The organism is Streptomyces sp. NPDC002004 (assembly GCF_053593975.1).
In genome coordinates this window covers 1-19,663 of the sequence record NZ_JBSFDP010000019.1, presented here as the reverse complement: position 1 = coordinate 19,663, position 19,663 = coordinate 1, and the positions used below count along the sequence as shown (strand labels likewise).

The window sequence follows — 19,663 nt, the reverse complement described above, 5'->3', positions numbered from 1 at the left end:
CCCGCAGCCCGAACCCGTACCGAAGAGGTCTCCATGGACATGCGCTACACCCCCGAACAGGCCGACCTGAAGCGGCGCGCGGCCGCGTACGCCCGGCTCCTCATGCGCTACGAGGACGAGTCCGAGCAGGCCGGCGGCCCCCTCCCGCGGCAGACCGTGTCCGAACTGACCCGCGCCGCGATGGACGCCGGTGTCTACGCCATCAACATGCCCGCCGAGTGGGGCGGCGCCGGGCTGAGCCTCCTCGACCAGGTCATCGTCGAGGAGGAGTTCGGCAAGGTCACCAACTGTCTGTGGGACATACCCTGGCGGCCCGCCAACGTCCTGGCCTACGGGGACGGGCGACAGCGCGAGAAGTACCTGCTGCCGGTGCTCCGGGGCGAGAAGTTCGACGCGTTCGCCGTGACCGAGCCGGGCGCCGGGTCCGACCCGTCCTCCGGCACCTCCACCGCCACCCGTACCGACGGCGGCTGGCTGCTCAACGGCGAGAAGTGGTTCGTCACCTGCGGCGACATCGCCGACTTCCTGCTGGTCCAGGCGGACGCGGGCCCCGACCGGCTGCCCACGCTGTTCTTCGTGGACAAGGCCGCCCCCGGTGTGGAGATGACCCGGGTGCCGCACTTCATGCACTCCGCCGTCAACGGGCACCCCGAGTTCACGTTCACCGACGTCTTCGTCGCGGACGAGGACGTGCTCGGCGGCGTCGGACAGGGCTACGAGCTGACCAAGGAGTGGTTCACCGACGAACGGCTCATGATCGCGGCCCGCACCGTCGGCGCGGCCGAGCGGGCCCTGGAGCTCGCCCGGGACTGGGCCATCGGCCGGGAGCAGTTCGGTGCCCCCATCGCCGGATACCAGCTGATCCAGGGCATGCTCGCCGACTGCGCCGTCGACATCGCGGTCAACCGCGCGTACACCCACCAGGTCGCCTGGGAGGCCGACCAGCCGGGCACCGACCGCAAGACCCTGCACGCCAAGGCGTCCACAGCCAAGCTCGCCGCCAGCGAAGCGGCCGGGCGGGTCATCGACCGGTGCCTGCAGATCCATGGCGGCCGCGGCTACGACCGCTCCTACCCCGTCGAGCGCATGTACCGGGAGCTGCGGGTGGACCGCATCTGGGAGGGCACCTCCGAGATCCAGCGGCTGATCATCGCCAACGAGCTCATCAAGCGCGGCACCCGGGCCCTGGCCCTGCCCACCCACTGAACGGCGCACCCCCGTCCCCGGCCCGGGGCCGACTCCCCTCCCGGGCCGCCACCCGCCCCACCCAGCAGTGAGGAACTCCATGGACTTCCGTCTGACCGCACGCCAGGCACAGCTCAAGGCCGACGCTCGCGAGCTCACCGAATTCATCACGCGCTACGAACTCGAATGCGAGGAGAACAACGGCCTGCCCGAGAGCGCGCACGCCAAGATCCGCGACGCGGTCCTCGACTCCGGGCTCCAGGCCGTCAACATGCCCGCCGAGTGGGGCGGCGCCGGCCTCACCATCGCCGAGCAGGCCACCGTGCAGGAGGAGCTGGGACGTCTCACCGGCGCCCTGTGGGACATGGTGTGGCGGCCCGCCAACGCGCTGCGCTTCTGCACACCGGAGCAGCGCGAGCGCTACCTCGTCCCCGTGATCAACGGGCAGCGCCGCGACTGCTACGCCGTCACCGAACCAGGTGCCGGGTCCGACCCGCAGAACCTGGCCACCACGGCCACGAGGAACGGCGACGGCTGGGTGCTCAACGGTGAGAAGTGGTTCGTGACCGTCGGCGACCACGCCGACTTCATGATCGTCCTCGCCGCGGCGGGGCCGGAGCGCGCCCCGACGCTGTTCCTCGTCGACAAGGACACCCCCGGCATCGAGATGACACGGGTGCCCCGCTTCATGCACACCTTCGTCTACGAGCACCCCGAGTTCACCTTCACCGACGTCGAGGTGGGCGAGGACGCCGTACTCGGCGGGATCGGCGAAGGCTACGACATCACGCGCTCGTGGTTCACCGAGGAACGCCTGATGATCGCCGCGCGTACCATCGGCGCGGCCGAGCGGGCCCTGGAGCTCGCCCGGGACTGGGCCGTGGAACGCGAGCAGTTCGGCGCCCCCATCGCCAGCTACCAGCTGATCCAGGGCATGCTCGCCGACTGCGCCGTCGACATCGCGGTCAACCGCGCCTACACCCACCAGGTGGCGTGGGAGGTCGACCAGGCGGCACCCGACAACCGCAAGACCCTGCACGCCAAGGCGTCCATCGCCAAGCTCGCCGCGAGCGAGGCTTCGGGCCGGGTGATCGACCGGTGCCTGCAGATCTTCGGCGGGCGCGGCTACGACCGCTCGTACGCCGTGGAACGGCTCTACCGGGAGCTGCGGGTGGACCGCATCTGGGAGGGCACCTCCGAGATCCAGCGGCTGATCATCGCCAACGAACTGATCAAGCGCGGTACCGGAGTCCTCGAACTGCCCACAGCGCACTGACCCGGAAAGGCCCGCTCCGGGCACCACCCGCTCCCGGGGGCAGGCACACCCTCGGTCCCCGGGAGCACCGTGCAGGCTGGACCTTCCCGGAGCACCGCACCGCGAGCGGTGCGACACCGCACGGTCAACGGCAGGAAGGAGAACCGATGGGCGACATCGAACGCGTCGGAGTCGTGGGCTGCGGCCTCATGGGCGCGGGCATCGCCGAGGTCTGCGCACGTGCCGGACTCCCGGTGACCGTCGCGGAGCGCGACGCGAACGCGGCACGCGCGGGACGGGACCGGATCGCCCGGTCCCTGGACCGCGCCACCGCACGCGGCCGGCTCACCCCCGACGGGCGTGACGACGCCCTGGCCCTGATCACCGTCGTCGACGACCTCGCCGCACTGCACGACCGGGACCTGGTCGTCGAAGCCGTCGCCGAGGAGGAACGCGTCAAGCTCGACGTCTTCGCCCGGCTCGACTCCGTGCTCACCGGCGACGACACCATCCTGGCCACCAACACCTCTTCGATCCCCGTCATCCGTATCGCGGCCGCCACCTTGCGGCCCGACCGGGTCGTGGGGGTGCACTTCTTCAACCCGGTCCCGGTGCTGCAGCTGGTGGAGCTCGTACCGTCGCTGCTCACATCGGCCGACACCCTCGACCGGGCCGAGGCCTTCACCGCCGGCACACTCGGCAAGGAAGTGGTCCGAGCCCCGGACCGGGCCGGCTTTGTCGTCAACGCACTGCTCGTCCCGTATCTCCTCGCCGCCGTGCGCATGGTCGAAGCCGGTGTGGCCTCGGCGGAGGACATCGACCGCGGCATGGTCCTGGGCTGCGCCCACCCGCTCGGACCGCTCGCCCTGACCGATCTGATCGGCCTGGACACCACACGTGCCATCGCCGAGTCCCTGTACGCCGAATTCAAGGAGCCGCTCTACTCGCCGCCGCCCCTGCTGGCACGGATGGTCGAGGCCGGACTGCTCGGCCGGAAGTCGGGACGGGGCTTCCACACGTATGTGAAAAGCACACCGGGCGAGGCGGCCCCGCGGGCCGCACGGCGGTGAGAGAAGATGGTCACGACACACCGGCAGACGAACGTGGGGGGTCACAGCGTGGAGACCAAGGGGCGCACGGTGGAGACCCGTGAGCGCATCCTGTCCGCCGCGTGCGAGGTCATCGCCGAGATCGGCTTCGAGAAGATCCGGATGCGCATGGTCGCCGAGCGTGCCGGGGTGTCCACGGCGCTGCTGCACTACCACTTCGACACCCGCGAGAAGCTCTTCACCGAGGCGATGACCCATTCCTTCGCCAACTCCGCGGTCGACCTGGACCGCGACGCGGAGAGCGTGCCCGCCGCCGTCGTGCTCGCCCGCATCGTGCGCAACCTGCTCCCCACGGACCCGGAACTCCACCAGGACTGGCGGCTGTGGCAGGAGCTGTGGGTGCGGTCGCTGCGCGACGAGACCACGCGGGGCTTCGCGGTCGACCTGTACGCCCAGCTCCACGAGTGGGTCGCGGGAGTGATCAACAGGGGAATCGCCTCCGGTGAATTCGAACCGACCGAGGTCGACGAGCTCAGCACTCAGGTGCTCGCCCTCAGTGACGGCTACGGCATCCGTCTGATGCTGGGCGATCCCACCGTCTCCATGGACCGCGCCCTGGCGGCCGTCTGGCGCCCGATCGCCGAGGCGCTGGGTGTGTCCAGGACGATTCCGGAGGCCTGAGCGGCCGACGGCCGCCCACCGGCGGGACGCGGCGGGGTGCCGCATCGGGGTGCCGTACCTTCCGCCACCCGGCAGAGGCGGCGGTGGCATGCGGCGCCGGCACCAGCGGCGCCTGCGCTGCGCAGCCACCCCCTGTCCGCCCGGGGCCTTCGCGCCGGGGGAACCTCATCGGGCCCGAGCAACGCCGCCGCTCCGTGTCCCGGGCCGCGGAGACGAGTCCTGCACCGAGGTGGCGGACCCGGGGCGGGGCAGGGCGCGGCGGCGTGTCCGAGGATCGCCGCAATGGCGGAGCCGCCGCACCTCCCCGCCAGGAAGACATTCGGAATGTCGCACGAATACGAGATCTTCGATCACTCGGTGCACACGGTGGCGGACCTCTCGGGCATCTTCATCTTCGCCGTCACCGGCGCCCTCGTGGCCGTTCGCATGCGGTTCGACGTCTTCGGCATCATGGCGCTCGCCGAGATCACCGCGCTCGGCGGCGGCATCTTCCGGGATCTCGTCATCGGCGACGTGCCACCGGCCGCCCTCACGAGCACGGGCTACTTCGTCACCCCGCTCATCGCCGGCGGCCTGGTGTTCTTCCTGCATCCCGCGTTCAACCGGATCGGCGGGGCGGTCCAGGCCGTCGACGCGGCGGGACTCGGCCTGTTCAGCGTGTCGGGCACGGTGAAGGCCGCGGTGTGGGGGATCGAACCCTTCCACGCCGCGGCCATCGGCGTCGCGACCGCCGTGGGCGGCGGCGTCCTCCGGGACCTGCTGGCCATGGAGATCCCGTCACTGCTGCGGCGCGACCGCGAGATGTACGCCCTGCCGTCCGTGCTCGGCGCGGGCACGGTGGCGACTCTCCTGCACTTCGGCCAGCTGGGCCCGATCAGCAGCGGCGCCGCCATGCTGGCCACGTTCGGGCTGCGGCTGCTCGCACTGCGGTACGGATGGCGCGGCCCGCTGGCCTGGAAGAGTAAGCAGATCCCCGCGCCCCGCCCGAAGCAGCGGGAGGCCGCCGAGTGAGTTCCGCGGGGGAGCGGTCACCCTCGCGCGAGCCGCTCGGCCATCGCACCTTGTCCCTGTCGGCCGGGCAGGATCTCGGGGTGTCCCGCGACCGTGCCGTCGACAGGACTGTCACAAGTCCGGAGAACTCTCGTCCTCGCCCCGGGAGGCGGCCGACAGTGGGTGCACGGAACACGGCACTGCACGGCATCGCACCGCACCGCACTGAAGCGTGTCCGCGCGCCGTGGGCGGCCGTGAGGGAGAAGGGGGAACACGGATGTACGCACCCTGCGTCATTCTCGACATCGGTGGCGTGCTGGAGATGACTCCCGGTACGGGATGGGAGCAACACTGGGAGGAGCGCCTCCAGTTGGCGCCGGGCACCGTCGACGAGCGCATGCGCGACGTGTGGCGGGCCGGGAGCGTCGGGACCATCGGTGAGCGCGAGGTGCACGAGCAGGTCGCGGCCCGGCTGGGTCTCGACGCCGCCGAGGCCGACGCCTTCATGTCCGACCTGTGGACGCAGTACCTGGGCACGCCGAACGAGGAGCTCATCGCACATGTGCGGAGTCTGCGGGGGAAGTGCAGGCTGGGCATCCTCAGCAACAGCTTCGTCGGGGCCCGGGAGCGGGAGACGGCGCTGTACCGCTTCGACGAGCTGGTGGAACACATCGTCTACTCGCACGAGATCGGCGTGGGAAAGCCTGATCGGCGTGCCTTCGACGCCGTGTGCGCCAGGATGGAGGTGAGCCCGCGGGACTGTCTCTTCGTCGACGACGTCCTGGTCAATGTACGGGCGGCTCAAGAGGCCGGAATGCAGGGCCATTTGTTCGAGGACACCCCGCGCACCGTCGCACGCATCATGAGCCATCTGGCCCCTGCGCGGCCGACACCGGGGCCGGCCACACCCGGGTGAGCCGTGCCCGGCGCCTTCCGCAGCGGCAGGGACACCCTGCGGTCACCGGGGTCGCGCCCGGCACCACATGGACGCAACGCCGTGTAGCTCTGCAGGTCTCACCCCTGCCGGAAGCCGCTCGCCATGCGCCCCCGGGAGCTCCGTCCGCCGTCAGCCCGGCTTCGCCAGCCCTCTGCCGTCAGCCATCTGTCGTCGGCTCGCGCCGTACGGGACCGCCACCACTCGGCCCGGCCGGGGGCGACGGTGCGGATCGCCGGTCGGCGGAGTAGGTCTGACTGCCCCGGGCGATATTGGCCTGGGCGCGGCGGTAGGCCCGGCGGCTGGGGGGATCGGCGGTGCGGTTCTGTTCGTCACGGCGGGCGGTGAGCTCGGTGAGCCTCGCCCGGGCCTCGTCCAGGGTCCACCCGGCCAGGTCCACCGTCCGGGCCTGCCGGGCGGCCGTCTGCACCTCCAGATAGGCGTTGGCGCAGCCGAGGGCCTGCGTCATGCGCTGGGGCGCGTTCACGGTGGTGAGCACGGCACCCAGCCCGGCGGATATCAACGCGAGGATGCCCGCGGTGACCCGGCCGGTCGATTCGACGAGAGCCGTCGTGCCCGCGACGGCCGCGAGGAGGCTGGTCGGCACGCCGAGCAGCAGATTGACGCCGCGCCAGTGCTTGGCCTCCTCGAACTGCGTCTGGGCGCTGTACATCGCGCTCTCTTCCAGACGCCAGAATTCGTCGGCGATCGCGTCGTGCCGATCGGGTCCACGGGTCGGCTGCCGGTCCACCACGACCGGACCCTACCCGTCGTCCCGCGTCGCCGGGGAGCGTTCCTGCTCCAGCAACTCCAGGGCCACACGCACCGCGTGAGCGGCGGGCAGGGCCGCGGCCCCCTCCCGCCACAGCAGCAGCGCGGGAAGCGTGCAGGCACGCAGCGAGGTGAGCAGCTGCCGGGGCGGCACGGAGTCGAGAGCGGTGACCGGCAGCGGCGGCCCGTCGGCGTCGACGCGGAACCGCCCCTGCGGAAAGCGCACGTCGAGCACACCTTCCAGTGCGCCGCCCCGGGCCTTCAGCGGTACCCAGTAGCGCCGGCCCGTGCGCCGCTCCGGTTGGAGGAGGACGGGCATCGCCAGGGGGCCGTCCGGGTCCGCCCAGGCGCCCGCCTCCGCCGCCGGCAGGTCCGGCACCCGGACGGTGACCCTCAGCTGCCCGGCCGCCGACATCCAGATCCGGGTCGAGAAACGGTCGTCCTCGTAGGTCTCCTTGTGTGTCCGCGTGCGACCCGCCTCACTGCCCAGCATGGGAAGCCGCGAGTGCAGACGGACGGAGAAGGACACCTGCCGGGTGGCGGTCACACCGCTGCGGAACCGGGCTGCGATCACGCGGGCGCTGTGCAGCAGCAACCGGTTGCGCAGGGCGAGGCGTTCGACGAGATCCGCCAGCAGCCCTGCGGTGGCGGAGGGAATCCTCCGGTGATCGGCCGTCAGGAGCGCTGTGAGCAGCGACCTGGCCTCACCGGCCAGTACGGACGGGTCGCGGCCGTGCCGCAGACCGCTCTCCAGTACGCACAGCGGTCCGGCCAGCCCGATACCCGCAGGGGTGAACCAGTGCCGCAGCTCCGGCGGCGACGGGGTGCCCCCGGTGCCGTCGAGACCGGTCAGGAGCGCGTGCACGACGGCGTCGTAGTCGTGCCAGGGCAGGACGTGGAACAGCGCCGGGGGCGGGTCCGTCTCGGCGTTCAGCCGGTGCAGCAGGAAGTGGCGCAGCTCCAGGCTCTGCGCGCCGAGCGCCGTCATGACGTCGTCCCGGCCTGGGGGCGTGTGCCACTGCTCCTCGAACATCGAGACCAGCGCGGCTCCCCGCTGGTCGGCCGCGATGGGGTTGCCGTAGTCGTCGAGTTCCACGTAGGTCCTGTCCCGCGTGGGGTGGTGCAGCGCCAGTACCGGGGTGGCCCGCGCACCGGGCCGGGCCGCGGGGACACTCAGCCGGAGCCAGCCGCCTTCCGTGAACACCCGCAGGGCACGGGCGTCGGAGCGCTCGGCGCCGTCGTTGACGAGACCCGTGACGACCTGCCCGCCGGACACGTCGGCACCGTCCGGTGGGTCGGTGACCCGGGCGACCCAGCGGGCGATCGGCCGGTGCGGGGACACATACGGTTCCGTCATCCCCGCTCCTCCAGGAGTGCCCGCAGCAACCCCTCGGCCGCCGGACCCAGAAGCCGTACGGCGTCCAGCTGGCGGTCGGCGGGCACATCCGCCACGCATTCGGCATGCAGTCCGCTCACCTCGGTCCAGGCCTCATCACCCTGCGCGCCGACCCGGTCCGCGAGGTCCGCGGGAAGCCGGTCCGTCCAGTCGTCCAGCCCGGCGCGGTCGACACGGTCCTCGGGCAGCCAGCGCAGCAGGAACTTGAGCGCGCGCAGCACGAGCGCCGCGTGCACCAGGGGGGCCTGCGGCGTCTCGACCGCCATCAGCCTGAGCTTCTTCCGCCGCACGTGGTCCAGCCCGTGACCGGTGGAGTCGATCACCAGGTGACGTCGGGGATCGTAGAGGAGGCTGTTGACGGTGAAGTCCCGTTGCAGGCCGTCCGCGACGATGTCGCTGCCGGTGGCCGGGAAACCGAAGCCGCCGACGCCGAGCCCGCGGTACTCCATCAGGTCCGGAGACGACCTGTCCGGGGCCTCCACGGTGCAGACGAGGCTGTCGGGACTGACCGTGACGGGGCACTCGTAGGTGCGGCCGTCCCTGCTCAGCCCCTGCCGGGCCAGTTCGGTGAAGCGGCCCGCAGGCGCCGTACCGGCCAGGTCCAGGTCGCGGACGGCTTCGGGTCCCCGGCCGGAGACGAGTTCGCGGGTGGCTCCTCCGCTGATCCACAGTTCGTGCCCCGCCCCGCGCACACTGTCGTGCACCAGGTCGAAGGCGCCGGACCACCGCGCGTCACGGTCCGCCAGCAACCCGGCCATGGCGGTGGGCAGACAGCGGCGGACACGGGCTGCCGGCAGCACCGTGCCCTCCGGGAGCCGCTGATGCGGCAGCCGTTCGTCCAGGGGGGCGCGGTCGGGTGCAGTGGGCACGGTCCGGTCCGGGGGACGGTGGGCGTCGTCGTCGCCCTCGACCAGCAGTCGGTCGTCGGCGGCGGATGCGGTCCGCTCCGGCGGGACGAAGGCGAATCCCAGCACACGCTCTCCCTGCACGTGGTCACCGGCCATGACCGGTCCGTCGGGGGTGCGACGCTCCTCGACAGGCGGTGCGGCAGCGGGCCCAGCGGGTCCGTCGGCCGGGTCCTCACAGGGGTGCCCGCAGGTGCACGACGCCGGCTTTCCGTGCGGCAGGACATCGGTCACTGGTCGTACCCCCCGACCCATCGGGCCGTCCCGCCGGGGCGTACCCGCAGCTGGACGGACTTGCCCCGGTCCGTCTTGTACAGCGATCCCTGATGGTCCAGGTCGACGTCGGAGGGGATGTGCGCCAGCGCGACGTCCTGGATCTGGTCCGCGGTGCACGAGGTGTCCTGCGCCGGTGCGTCGTTGCACTGGTGCACGGCGAGTCCCGGGAAGACGAAGCCGTCGTCGGCACGGGCCGGGTGACTGAGCATCAGCCGGGCGAGGTCCCTGCGCCCGTCGGCGGTGGTGATCCTGGAGTGCCACGCGTCGTCGCAGGGAGCGCAGAGCGAGCGCAGCGTCGCCGTGTCGCCGGCCGCCGCGGCCTTCCGGATGCGTTCGGCCAGCGCGCGCACCGGTTCGGGAAGGGAGCCACCCCGGTCGTCCACCTGCGCCACCGTGGGCGGCCGGGGCGGGGCAGCTGCCTTGGGAGGAGGCGCGGCGCCGCTCTCCCGCGGGGTGAAGGCGAAGGCGGACACCTGACGGGCGATGGTCTTCTCGGTACCGGAGGCGTCGGTGTACCGGAGGTCGCCCACGAGGTCCGGCGCGGGGCCGTCCCCGTTGTACGACCTGGGCAGGCCCGCCACCGTCAGCCGGGCGGCCCTGCCGTCGGCGCCGAAGCCGACGGCGAGCATGCCGGACCCCAGGTACCGCCATGTGCCGTTCTCCAGGTAGTACGAGACGTACCGGGCCGGGAAGGCGACGTGGCAGCCGATGGCAGGGCCGAAGGTCAGGGTGATCCCCTTCCCTGCCCACGCGGGCTGGGAGACCGAGTAGCTGGGGGCGAGCAGGGTCCGGGCGAACACGGCGTCGTGCGGACGGCGCGTGACGCGATGCGCCGCGTCGCGGTAGCCGAAGAAGTGCACGTCACTGAGGTTCCAGCAGGCCCCGCCCGTGTCGATCGAAGTCCATACCAGGCCGTCCTGCGAGGGGCTTTCGAGGCCCGAGATGAAGGAGACCGGCGGGTGGTCCGGCAGCGCGTGGCGAACGGTTCCGTCGCGCCCGACGGTGAGCAGCTCGTTCTGGCCGCGGCCCGCCACGGTCTCCGGAAGGGGTGCCATCACGGCCACGCGGTCCGGTCCGCCGGCGGCGACCTTCGAGTAGTCCGCGAGATGCCTGCTCAGCGCGACACGCTTGGGGGCGCCCGTGGGCGGGAAGAGCAGCAGTGCTTCCCCGCCGGCCGACAGGGTCGCCACGTCGTCGCCGAGGAATCCGAGCCCCTGGCAGGGGCAGGGCATCCTCCGTTCACGACCGGACCGGATACCGAGGAGGTGCAGTCGCCGGCCCTCGGCCGACGAGGTGTCCGCGTCGAGCCAGGCGAGCACGGATCCGTCCGGGGACCAGCGCAGCTCGCCGACCGGAGCGCCCGGCCGTGCTCCCTGCCAGGTACGGCCGTGTGCGTCCGCGAGCATCACCGCACCTTGGCGCGGGCGGACGAACGCCAGCACCGGGGCGTGCCGGTCCGCCTTCCCTCCCGCGGAACCTGCGCCGTCCTTGCCGTCGTGGGACGTGCTGCATGCGGTGAGGAGCAGGGCGAGCGCCGTCAGCACGGTGAGGGCAGCCCGGACGCGAGCGGCGCGGCCGGTCACGGTGCGTCCTGTCGGCAGATGTCGACGTAACTCTCGGAGGGGTCCACGTACTGCTTCCACTCGGCGCGCGTCAGGCCGCCGCCCGCCCACTTGCACATCTGCTGCTGCCATGGCGCGTCCTTCATCTTCCAGATGTCCACGGGGCCGGGGCGTTTCAGATCGCGCACCGGCATCAGGGTGGCGCCCGCGAGATAGGCGCCGTCGTGCGACCAGGACAGGTCGGCGATCCGGTTGCCGCCGACGTCGTTCAGCGGGGGCGCGGCCGGCAGCCCGGTGTCGAGGGTGTAGACGAGCACCTGGTCCTTCAGGGCCATCGCCACCCGCCCGCCGTCGGGGGAGAGGGCCATGTCGCCCGCGATGTCTCCCTTCGGCAGCTGGAGCGCCGGCCGCACGGGAGTCAGGTCCGACCCGTTCAGCAGCTGCACCTTGTTGCCCCAGGCGAGTGCGGCCAGCTTCGAGCCGTCGGACGAGTAGGACAACCGGTAGACGGACGGTGCGGGTACGCGGCGCAGCACCTTGCGGGTGTCGAGGTCGACCTGGACGAGCCGGGCGCTTCTGCCGTCGCCCTCGACGAAGACACCGCGCCGTCCGTGCAGGGCCATGGCTGCGGTTCCGGGGCGCAGTTTCACGGTGCCCCGCAGATCCCAGTCCCGGGTGGACCAGATCCCCACCCGGCCCGAGATGTGCCGTGCCACCAGGAGACCGGGACCGCTGTCCGTGAAGGCGACCCGGGTGATGAGGCGCTTGGTCCCCTCCTGGGCGGGGTCGTCCTGGCCCGGCAGTTGCAGGTCCTCGACGAACGTGCCGTCCCGCTTCCACACCCGTGCGGTGCCGCGGCCGCCCACCTGGCCGGCGGCCGCGACGAATGCGTCGGACATCGACAGGTCGCCGAGGTACGCGGCGGAGGCCTCGAAGTTGCGGACGACCGGGTAGTCCGACCCCGATGCCCGGCCGGTCCTCGGCGGTCGGTCCACGCGGATGGTGTAGGTGCCGTACGAGGTGTCGTTGAAGAAGTCGCTGAGCAGCAGGGTGTGTCCACGCCCGAAGTACGCGCCGGTGGAGGGCTTGGCGGGAGGCAGGGCCAACTGCACGGGGGTGTCGGACAGTACGGTCACCCGGGCGTCGTTGCCCACCGTGACGACGTTGCCGTCACCGGCGCGCACGGCCGCCAGCGCGGGGGCGCCGACGGGGCGGGAGAGGGGCCGGGGTGTGCCGCCGCCGATGGCGGAGCTGTCTCCGGAGAGCGGCACCAGGGCGGTGCCGTCCGTGCCCGTGAGGAGTGCCTGCCCGCTGTAGAGGGTCATCGACGTCGGCTTCATCGCGATCCCGCCGAGCGGATTGGCGACGATCGCGCGGGTGCTGCGGTCCCAGAGGGCCACCCCGTTGCCGGTCGCCAGGAGCAGGTGGTCCCCGGAGGCCGCCACCGCCGAGACGTCGCCGGGGACGTCCCCGTCCTTGACGATCGTCCGGGCCGCGTCCTTGCGCAGGTCCACGGCGAGCACCACGTTGTTGCTGAGGAGCAGCACCGCCTCGTCGTGGCCGGGCTTCCCGTCCGCGGTCGGGGCGACGGCGTCGGGTACGACGGACGCGCCGATCACGAGTCGCCCCCGGGTGCCCGAGGGCAGTTGGTCGGAGCGGGTGAGGTTCCGCACCTGAAGACAGGCGGTCACCGTGTGGCTGACCGTGTCCACCGATTCGATGCCCCCGTCGTCCCACAGGGCGGTGAGTGTGGACCCCTTGTCGGTGAAGCCCATGGAGACGATCTCGCTGTACCGCCCCACGCACCCTGGAGCAGGCATGCGGGCCAGTCGTTCGGGAACATCACCGGTCGCGTCGTAGAGCGTGATGTCACGACCGTCGTGAGCGGCCAGGATTCCGGTGGTGTCCTCCCGCACGAGCTGTGCCGCCAGACCCTTCATCCGGGCGAGCCGACGCCCGGTACGGATGTCCCAGACGGTCGTCATCTCGTCGTCGCCCGAGGTGTAGGCGCGTCGGCCGCTCTTGTCGACGGCCAGGGCGTCCACGAGCGTCCGGCCCGCCACCCAGCTGCGGACCGTGTTGCGGTTGGTCTCCAGCACCTCGCGCATCGCCTCGACGGCACGCTTGTTCTCCGGGTCGATCTCGTACCCCGCGAGGGCGATCAGCCCGGCCGCGCGGGGGTCGGTCGACTTGAGGGTGTTGGCCTGCGCCGCCAGGTCGGCGGCCACCGCCTTGCGCTGCTGCGCCTCCCCGTCGAACACGGCGGCTCCCCACAGCCCGCCGAGCACCAGCAGGCTGAGCACGAGAAGTGACCCCACCATACGGACGACCACCCTGCCGTCGGTGCGTCGTGCCTGGCGGGCCGCCTGCTGGACGGTTTCCACCGCCACGATCTCGGGCGCATCCGGGTTCTCCCCGAAGACCCTCCGTGCCTCGTCCTCGTCGGCCCGCGGCACGATGACCCGGCTGTCCGCAAGCGCCTCGGGCAACTTGCTGTCGTAGCCGGCCACGGACAGTACCGATCCCGGACTCTCCTCCGACACCCGGCCCACGACGGCGGTGTCGGGGTTGATCCGGCGTACCCGAACGAACCTGCGCAGTCCGCTTCGTGTCCGGTCGAGCTCGGTCAGCAGCACGGCGAACGCGGCGCTCAGCGAGCCGTCGAAGACCTGGCTCACCGGTCCGTCGGCGTTGCAGAGCGACCACATCACCGTGCCGTTCAGGGCTGAAGGGCGCCCCTGCCACGCCGCCTGGAGTGCCCGCTGGAAACGGTCGTCCCCCAGGAACCCCATCATCAGATGGGGGTTCGGCACCAGGCAGGAGGGCCCGTCGGAGACCAGGGTGAGCTCGAGGGTCAGCCGCATGCCGTACGCCCCCGTGTCCACGAGCACGGTCATCCGGGGGCTGCTGCCGGTGGGCACGGGGGCACCGTCGAGGGCCGGCAGCACTGCGGCCAGGAAGCCCCCGACGGGATCGGTGAGATGCGGGGCCAGCAGGGTCCGCAGGCGCTCCCCGTGCCGTGTGTCGGGCGGCGACCAGCTGTCGGCGGCCGTCGTGGATGTGGCGGAACGGCTGCGCGGCAGCCAGGACATGCCCTCCCGCAGCCGTTCGGCCGCCGATTCGGCGTCGCCGACCAGCGCCAGCCCCAGGGCGGCACAGGAGCGCAGGGCGTGGACCACCGAGGGTTCGTCCGGGTGGTAGGGCGGTTCCGCGGGTTCGGTCAGCTGCGTGTAGTGGGCCCGCTCCTCCAGGAGTTCGTGCAGCGGAGTCCGGTCGTTCAGCAGGCGGCGCAGAGCCGACTCGTCATCGGTTGCCACCAGTTCCTTGAGCAGGGCCCACACGGGTTGCTCGTGCCCGTCGAGCCGGGCCAGCAGGTCGTCGTCGAGTTGATCCGGTAAGTCGGTCAGCAAGGTGCGTATCGACGCAAGGGGGTCTTCGGCCACGGCGGCGTTCCAGAGCGCTCGGTGCGGGACGGGTGGCCCATGGTGACAGGTTCGGCCGGATGAAGGCGGAAGAACGGCCGAATTCGCCTGCGGGATCCCAGTAGGTGCGGAACAGCGCATTCCGTCCCTCTTCGGTCTGCGGCTCTGGCATCCTTGCGTGGCCCCTGGCGGAGATGCGGCCGCCGGGCGGCCAGGTACGACGGCAAGGAAGGACCGCGACCTCATGCCATCCCGCCTCGCTTCACGATTTCTGGTCCTCCTGGCCCTGGCGGCCCTGGTGCCGGCCTGTCAGGGCGGCGGCGACCGGCCCGCAGCCGATCCGGCGCGCGTGCAGTGGCAGCACATACCCGTCACAGACCTGGCGGCGGACTTCTATCGATTCCAGCCGCGCACCGTGGTCGCCGCCGCGGACGGATTCCTCCTGCTGGGCGCGGACGGCCACGTTCTCCGGTCCGGCGACGGGGCCGTGTGGAAGCCCGCCACTCCGCACGACGGGCGGGTCTCCGTCCAGACGCTGTCCGCGTACGACGGCTCCGTGCTGGCGGCGGGTACGCGGCAGGACTACAGCGAGACCTCACCCGTGGTGCTGCGGTACCGGGGCGGGCGGAGCTGGAGCCGTTTCGAGGCGCTGAAGGGCGGGGTCGCCTCGGACGTGGTGCTGGCGGCCGCCGACGGACCGAAGGGCTCGGTCGTGGTCGGTCACGACGGTGGCCCCTTCGACGGGTCCGCCGACAGACACCGGGGACGCAGTCTGCGCATCTGGACGTCGCCGCGCGACGGGGCCTTCGGAAACCCGCAACGGGTGGCATGCCCCCAGTGGACCGACCGGCCGCCTGTGGCCGGAGCCTTCGCCGACGACCGGGGATTCACGGTCTGGGCCACCTGCGCCGACGCCCTGGGCGCCGGTCCCACGCTGCTGCTCACGTCGACCGACGGCACCCACTGGCGCAGTGAGGGGGCTCCCCGTCGGGAACAACCCGTCACCGGCGCCGCATCGGCGGACGCCCAGCCCGTCCTGGTCACCTCCGCCACCGGACAGGGCTCCGCGACGGGCGCGAAGGGCGGGTCGCCGCGCATCTGGCACCGTGGCGCCACGGGCTGGAAGCAGGGACCCACCCTGACCGCAGGCCGGGAGGGCGTCCCGGACGTCGCCCGGGTGGACACCGTGAACGGCGGCTACCTGGCGGTCGGTTCCCTGCAGAGCCCGGTGCGTAGCGAGGCCGCCGCCTGGAGTTCCTCCGACGGGGTCCGGTGGACGCGGCTCAAGGGGGCCACGCACGGGTTCACCCCGGCCGTCGGTCTGAGCGCCGCCACCGAGCACGAGGGCACCTTCGTGGTGGTCGGGGTCGAACCCTCCGCGGGCGACACGCAAAGTGCCCGCACCCACCTGTGGGTGGGGCACCCCGACGGGCACCCGGTGGCCGTCCCGCCCGGTGGCCTGCGCGCCTTCCAGGGCTCCTGGAGCTGGGCCCGCTCGACGTTGAAGGTGTCCTCCGACGGCCGCTTCACCTACCAGTACCGGCTCATGCGGGACTGCTCGGACAGCGCTCCCCCGTGCGACAGCGGCACCACGTGGGGCGGGCACATCACCGGAAAGGTGCGGGAGGCGTCCAAGGGTGCACTCCACGGTGAGATCGTCACCTCGAACGCCCCCGACCGGAAGCTCAGGGCCGGCGCCCGGGTCACGATGACCAGGGAGCCCTACAGCGCGATCAGCCTCACCCTGGGCGGTACGAGTCAGGGCATCCTCTGCCGGACGCCGTCCAGTGACGTGCGGTGTGTCGACGCCGGCGAGTGACGCCGGTCCACCGGTGCGGGCGGTTCCTGTCGGACCGTCAGGCCCGTGGTACGGGCGGCCCGATGGTGTGAACCGCCGTTCCTCAGAGGGCGGCCGCCCACCCCCGGGTCCCGGCGCGGGCGTCGCCGACCGACACCCGCACCATCCGGGCCCGTGGGTGCAAGCCCCGAAAGCTCGCCGGCCGCCGCGGAGTTCGGCCGCGCGGCATCGGCACCATGCTGTTCCTGCTGTGCGCCTGCCCTGGCCGGGGCAGGCGTCGGGATGCGACTCAGCGCTCCAGCGTGTGGTCGTGCACGGCCACGGCGAGCTCCGTCACGGCGTCCTCGGTGCGCCTGCGGTCCACCTCGTCGATCATGGCCAGCGCGGTGGCCGCCGCTTCCCGCACGGCACGCGGTACGTCGTCCAGCGCCGCCATACGGTAGGCGATCATGCGCCGCGCCGCCCGCTCCTCGTCCGTGACCGCCCCGGGACCGGAGTGGGGGAAGACCGCGGCCTGGTAGGTGACCACCTGGATGAGCACACCCTGCGCGATGGCTTCGGCGTAGCCCCGCTTCCGCGCCGCCTCCTGCGCCAGGGCGAACTTGACCAGGGCGCGCCTGCGTACGAGGACGGCAGCGGCCGCACTCACCATGCCGGTGCAGGCGGCCCCGACGAGGGCCCCGTCCCAGCTTCCGAGGAGCGCCCCGGCCAGCCCGCCCGCCGCGGTCGTCAGACAGGTCAGACCACTGGTGACCAGAGTGAGGGCGCGGGCGGGCGTCAGCAGACTCATACCGGGCAGTGTGCCAGCACCACCTGACGCCCCCGGCGGTGGGTCCGCCCAACACGCCACCCGTGGCGCAATCCAGTGCTTCTGCCTCCGCTTCGCCGGCCGTGCTGCGACTGCCCGAGCAGTTTTGAACGCGTTCAATTCATCGGCTAGGGTCGTCCCCACACAGAGGGGAAACCCCATGAAAATCGTGATACCCGGGGGTACCGGGCAGGTGGGTACGATCCTGAACCGTGCGCTGAGCGGCGCGGGGCATGAGGTCGTGGTGCTGACGAGACGGCCGGCGCGCCGGGGTGAAGTGCTCTGGGACGGGGAGACCCTGGGGCCCTGGGCGGAGGCGATCGAGGGCAGCGACGTCGTGGTCAACCTGGCCGGTCGGAGCGTCAGCTGCCGGTACACGGCCGCCCATCTGCAGGCCATGATGGACTCGCGTGTGAACTCCGCCCGGGTCGTGGGCAAGGCGATCGCCGCTGCCGCCGTACCGCCCCGCGTCTGGTTGCAGATGAGCACGGCCACCCTCTACGCTCACCGCTTCGACGCACCCAATGACGAGTCGACCGGCCGGATCGGCGGATCCGAACCCGGCGTCCCTGACTACTGGGCCTACAGCGTCGAGATCGCCAAGGCCTGGGAGCGGGAGCAGGAGCTCGCAGACACCCTGCACACCCGCAAGGTGGCGCTGCGCAGCGCCATGGTCATGAGCCCCGACCGGGGCGGTGTCCTCGACGTCCTGCTGCGGCTCGCGCGCCTCGGCCTCGGCGGGCCGGTCGCGGGCGGCGCACAGTACGTGTCCTGGATCCACGACCGCGACTTCGTCCGTGCGGTCGAGTTCCTGGTCGACCGCGGCGACCTCACCGGACCGGTGAACCTCGCCGCCCCCGCTCCCCTCCCGCAGCGCTCGCTCATGCGCGCGCTGCGCGCCGCGTGGGGGATCCCGGTGGGTCTGCCCGCAACCAAGTGGATGGCCGAGCTCGGCGCCTTCGCGCTGCGCTCGGACACCGAACTCCTGCTGAAGAGCCGTCGTGTCGTGCCCGGCCGACTGCTCGAAGCGGGCTTCGTATTCGACCACCCCCACTGGCCGGAGGCCGCCGACGACCTCGTACGGCGGGTCCGCAACCGCTGAGGGCTCACCGAGTGCCCCGTCGACCCGGGGACCTCGTGCCGCCGCCGGTCTCGACGGCGGTTCGGCGGACGGGATCCGCCGCGCGACGTCGGAGGGGCGCGCAGCGGCCGTCGTCCGGGCCACGGGGGCGAACCGGCGAACGGCTCCGGGGCCTGCCGCCGAACTCCCCTCCGCCCACCGCGTGGGCGACAGGCGAGTGACGGTACGCCCTCAGAGCTCCGGGCCCGGGAGAATCCTTGTCCGGGCTTCGGGGAGCTTGGCCCACCAGTGGCCGTACCGGCCGTAGACCTGCGGTTCGCGGTCCGCGAGCAGCGCGGTCAGGGAGCGGGCCTCGGCGGCGAGGCCGTCCCACGCCTCGGGCGACAGGTCGTGGAAGGCCGTCGCCTCGATGCCGCCGACCGCCGGGCGCCACACGCCGGCCACGTAGCCGTCGACCAGCAAGGTCGGCAGCACGTCGCCGTTGTTGCGGGTCACCAGGGGACGGTACGCCGCAGGGATCAGCCGGCCGCGGTCCGCATGGGCAAGCAGGACGCTGTCCCACATCGCCATCAGCCGCGGGGGAGCCGGAGTGTCCTCGGGAGGGCGCGCGGCGCCGGGGACGTCGAAGAGTGTCGTGCCGTCGGGCCCCCGGAGTCGCTGGACGGCACCGTCGAGCGCACGCAACGCCTCGCGGACGGGGGCCCGTTGCACCATGGCGAACTGCGCCACGTCCGCCACCGACGCGGGCCCGAACCCTCGCAGATAACGCAGCACGAGAGCCTGCAGCGCCCCTGGTTCCGCCTCCTTCCCCGTGGGCACGGGTCCCGTTCCCGCCGCGACATACGACGGCCGGGTGCCGAAGGACCACGGTTCGCCGACCGGCGCGTGCACCAGCGGCGCATACGACCGCAGGCCCCACCACGCCCCGGCCTTCTTCCCGGGGCCGACCCGCTGCTCGAGCCATCCCTCCATCTCGGCAGCGGTGCGTGGCCGGTCGGCGAACTCCAGCAGCTGCGGAACCAGCGCGCCGGCGTCCTGAGGGGTGAGCCCCGCCGCGGCGAAGCGGTGTCCGAGCCTGGAGGCGTACAGCGTGGGCTGCATCGCCTCGCGGAACACCTGGTGGTCGTCGGCGTGCACCGCGTGCAGCGTGATCCGCATCAGGGTCGCCTTGACGACATCGCCGCCGGTGAAGGCGGCGTCCAGTTCTGCCGGTTCGAAGCCGGTGAGCCGGTTCCACAGCGCGAGATACGGCGACGCCGCCTGTTGCGCCTGGAGTGCCACCACCCGGCGCACCGCGTCGGCGACGCCCAGCGACTCCCGCCGCAGCAGCATCTGCCGGCTGAGCGTGGCCCGGTTGAGTTCCCGCGCAGTGATCTCCACGACCGAGGATTCTGCCGCGCGCCGACCGCGGACCGCCAGCGTGGGCGACCACCGCACTGCCACCTGGAGCGAAACCGAAGGACCGGTGCCGGCAGCGTTGTTGCTGTCGGTACCGGTCCTTGTGCGTGCGGTGGGTGTGCCCGTGGGTCAGTAGGCGGAGTTGACGTTG

Annotated in this window: 15 protein-coding genes; 8 read left to right on the top strand and 7 right to left on the bottom strand. The window is 72.2% G+C overall.

Going from position 1 to position 19,663, the window contains the following annotated elements; genetic code table 11:
• Positions 1-33 precede the first annotated feature (33 nt).
• From ACWCP6_RS24540 to ACWCP6_RS24515, 6 genes are all read left to right on the top strand, one after another.
• Positions 34-1,206 carry an acyl-CoA dehydrogenase family protein gene (locus ACWCP6_RS24540; RefSeq protein ID WP_450934681.1) on the top strand — a complete coding sequence of 391 codons (1,173 nt, stop codon included), beginning with the start codon at positions 34-36 and terminating at the stop codon, positions 1,204-1,206.
• Between the two features lie 79 nt (positions 1,207-1,285).
• Positions 1,286-2,461, top strand: a complete 1,176-nt coding sequence (locus ACWCP6_RS24535; RefSeq protein WP_450934680.1) for an acyl-CoA dehydrogenase family protein — start codon at positions 1,286-1,288, stop codon at positions 2,459-2,461.
• A 146-nt stretch (positions 2,462-2,607) separates the two neighbouring features.
• A complete protein-coding gene (locus ACWCP6_RS24530; protein WP_450934679.1) occupies positions 2,608-3,510 on the top strand; it encodes a 3-hydroxybutyryl-CoA dehydrogenase in 903 nt (300 codons plus the stop codon).
• A 6-nt stretch (positions 3,511-3,516) separates the two neighbouring features.
• The gene (locus tag ACWCP6_RS24525; protein WP_450934678.1) at positions 3,517-4,170 is read left to right on the top strand and encodes a TetR/AcrR family transcriptional regulator; all 654 of its coding nucleotides are present in this window, start codon (positions 3,517-3,519) and stop codon (positions 4,168-4,170) included.
• Between the two features lie 324 nt (positions 4,171-4,494).
• The gene (locus ACWCP6_RS24520; RefSeq protein WP_450934677.1) at positions 4,495-5,181 is read left to right on the top strand and encodes a trimeric intracellular cation channel family protein; all 687 of its coding nucleotides are present in this window, start codon (positions 4,495-4,497) and stop codon (positions 5,179-5,181) included.
• A 257-nt stretch (positions 5,182-5,438) separates the two neighbouring features.
• Positions 5,439-6,077 carry an HAD family hydrolase gene (locus ACWCP6_RS24515; RefSeq protein ID WP_450934676.1) on the top strand — a complete coding sequence of 213 codons (639 nt, stop codon included), beginning with the start codon at positions 5,439-5,441 and terminating at the stop codon, positions 6,075-6,077.
• Between the two features lie 178 nt (positions 6,078-6,255).
• On the opposite strand, the gene ACWCP6_RS24510 is transcribed toward ACWCP6_RS24515, so the two are convergent.
• The 5 genes from ACWCP6_RS24510 to ACWCP6_RS24490 all read right to left on the bottom strand — a co-directional run bounded on the left by ACWCP6_RS24510 (position 6,256) and on the right by ACWCP6_RS24490 (position 14,448).
• Positions 6,256-6,849 carry an SLATT domain-containing protein gene (locus ACWCP6_RS24510; protein WP_450934675.1) on the bottom strand — a complete coding sequence of 198 codons (594 nt, stop codon included), beginning with the start codon at positions 6,847-6,849 and terminating at the stop codon, positions 6,256-6,258.
• A gap of 9 nt (positions 6,850-6,858) precedes the next feature.
• A complete protein-coding gene (locus ACWCP6_RS24505) occupies positions 6,859-8,223 on the bottom strand; it encodes a hypothetical protein (protein WP_450934674.1) in 1,365 nt (454 codons plus the stop codon).
• Complete coding sequence (locus ACWCP6_RS24500) at positions 8,220-9,266, bottom strand: hypothetical protein (RefSeq protein ID WP_450934673.1); 1,047 nt, start codon at positions 9,264-9,266, stop codon at positions 8,220-8,222. The genes ACWCP6_RS24505 and ACWCP6_RS24500 overlap by 4 nt, the downstream gene beginning before the upstream one ends.
• Positions 9,267-9,397: 131 nt before the next feature.
• On the bottom strand, positions 9,398-11,026 hold the full coding sequence (locus ACWCP6_RS24495) for a hypothetical protein (RefSeq protein WP_450934672.1): 1,629 nt from the start codon (positions 11,024-11,026) through the stop codon (positions 9,398-9,400).
• On the bottom strand, positions 11,023-14,448 hold the full coding sequence (locus tag ACWCP6_RS24490) for a hypothetical protein (protein ID WP_450934671.1): 3,426 nt from the start codon (positions 14,446-14,448) through the stop codon (positions 11,023-11,025). The genes ACWCP6_RS24495 and ACWCP6_RS24490 overlap by 4 nt, the downstream gene beginning before the upstream one ends.
• A gap of 223 nt (positions 14,449-14,671) precedes the next feature.
• Here ACWCP6_RS24490 and ACWCP6_RS24485 point away from each other — a divergent pair, with 223 nt between their 5' ends.
• A complete protein-coding gene (locus tag ACWCP6_RS24485) occupies positions 14,672-16,246 on the top strand; it encodes a hypothetical protein (RefSeq protein ID WP_450934670.1) in 1,575 nt (524 codons plus the stop codon).
• 268 nt (positions 16,247-16,514) lie between these two features.
• Here the strand turns inward: ACWCP6_RS24485 and ACWCP6_RS24480 are convergent, their stop codons facing one another.
• On the bottom strand, positions 16,515-17,015 hold the full coding sequence (locus ACWCP6_RS24480) for a hypothetical protein (protein WP_450934669.1): 501 nt from the start codon (positions 17,013-17,015) through the stop codon (positions 16,515-16,517).
• Between the two features lie 178 nt (positions 17,016-17,193).
• Here ACWCP6_RS24480 and ACWCP6_RS24475 point away from each other — a divergent pair, with 178 nt between their 5' ends.
• A complete protein-coding gene (locus tag ACWCP6_RS24475; RefSeq protein WP_450934668.1) occupies positions 17,194-18,135 on the top strand; it encodes a TIGR01777 family oxidoreductase in 942 nt (313 codons plus the stop codon).
• A gap of 210 nt (positions 18,136-18,345) precedes the next feature.
• Here ACWCP6_RS24475 and ACWCP6_RS24470 read toward each other — a convergent pair whose 3' ends face one another.
• Positions 18,346-19,494, bottom strand: a complete 1,149-nt coding sequence (locus ACWCP6_RS24470) for a winged helix DNA-binding domain-containing protein (RefSeq protein WP_450934667.1) — start codon at positions 19,492-19,494, stop codon at positions 18,346-18,348.
• Positions 19,495-19,663: the final 169 nt, after the last annotated feature.

Excerpts from the sequence above, each read along its gene's own strand:
- ACWCP6_RS24540 (WP_450934681.1), top strand. The coding sequence starts at position 34 with ATGGACATGCGCTACACCCCCGAACAGGCCGACCTGAAGCGGCGCGCG.
- ACWCP6_RS24535 (WP_450934680.1), top strand. The coding sequence starts at position 1,286 with ATGGACTTCCGTCTGACCGCACGCCAGGCACAGCTCAAGGCCGACGCT.
- ACWCP6_RS24530 (WP_450934679.1), top strand. The coding sequence starts at position 2,608 with ATGGGCGACATCGAACGCGTCGGAGTCGTGGGCTGCGGCCTCATGGGC.
- ACWCP6_RS24525 (WP_450934678.1), top strand. The coding sequence starts at position 3,517 with ATGGTCACGACACACCGGCAGACGAACGTGGGGGGTCACAGCGTGGAG.
- ACWCP6_RS24520 (WP_450934677.1), top strand. The coding sequence starts at position 4,495 with ATGTCGCACGAATACGAGATCTTCGATCACTCGGTGCACACGGTGGCG.
- ACWCP6_RS24515 (WP_450934676.1), top strand. The coding sequence starts at position 5,439 with ATGTACGCACCCTGCGTCATTCTCGACATCGGTGGCGTGCTGGAGATG.
- ACWCP6_RS24505 (WP_450934674.1), bottom strand. The coding sequence starts at position 8,223 with ATGACGGAACCGTATGTGTCCCCGCACCGGCCGATCGCCCGCTGGGTC.
- ACWCP6_RS24500 (WP_450934673.1), bottom strand. The coding sequence starts at position 9,266 with ATGGCCGGTGACCACGTGCAGGGAGAGCGTGTGCTGGGATTCGCCTTC.
- ACWCP6_RS24485 (WP_450934670.1), top strand. The coding sequence starts at position 14,672 with ATGCCATCCCGCCTCGCTTCACGATTTCTGGTCCTCCTGGCCCTGGCG.
- ACWCP6_RS24480 (WP_450934669.1), bottom strand. The coding sequence starts at position 17,015 with ATGAGTCTGCTGACGCCCGCCCGCGCCCTCACTCTGGTCACCAGTGGT.
- ACWCP6_RS24475 (WP_450934668.1), top strand. The coding sequence starts at position 17,194 with ATGAAAATCGTGATACCCGGGGGTACCGGGCAGGTGGGTACGATCCTG.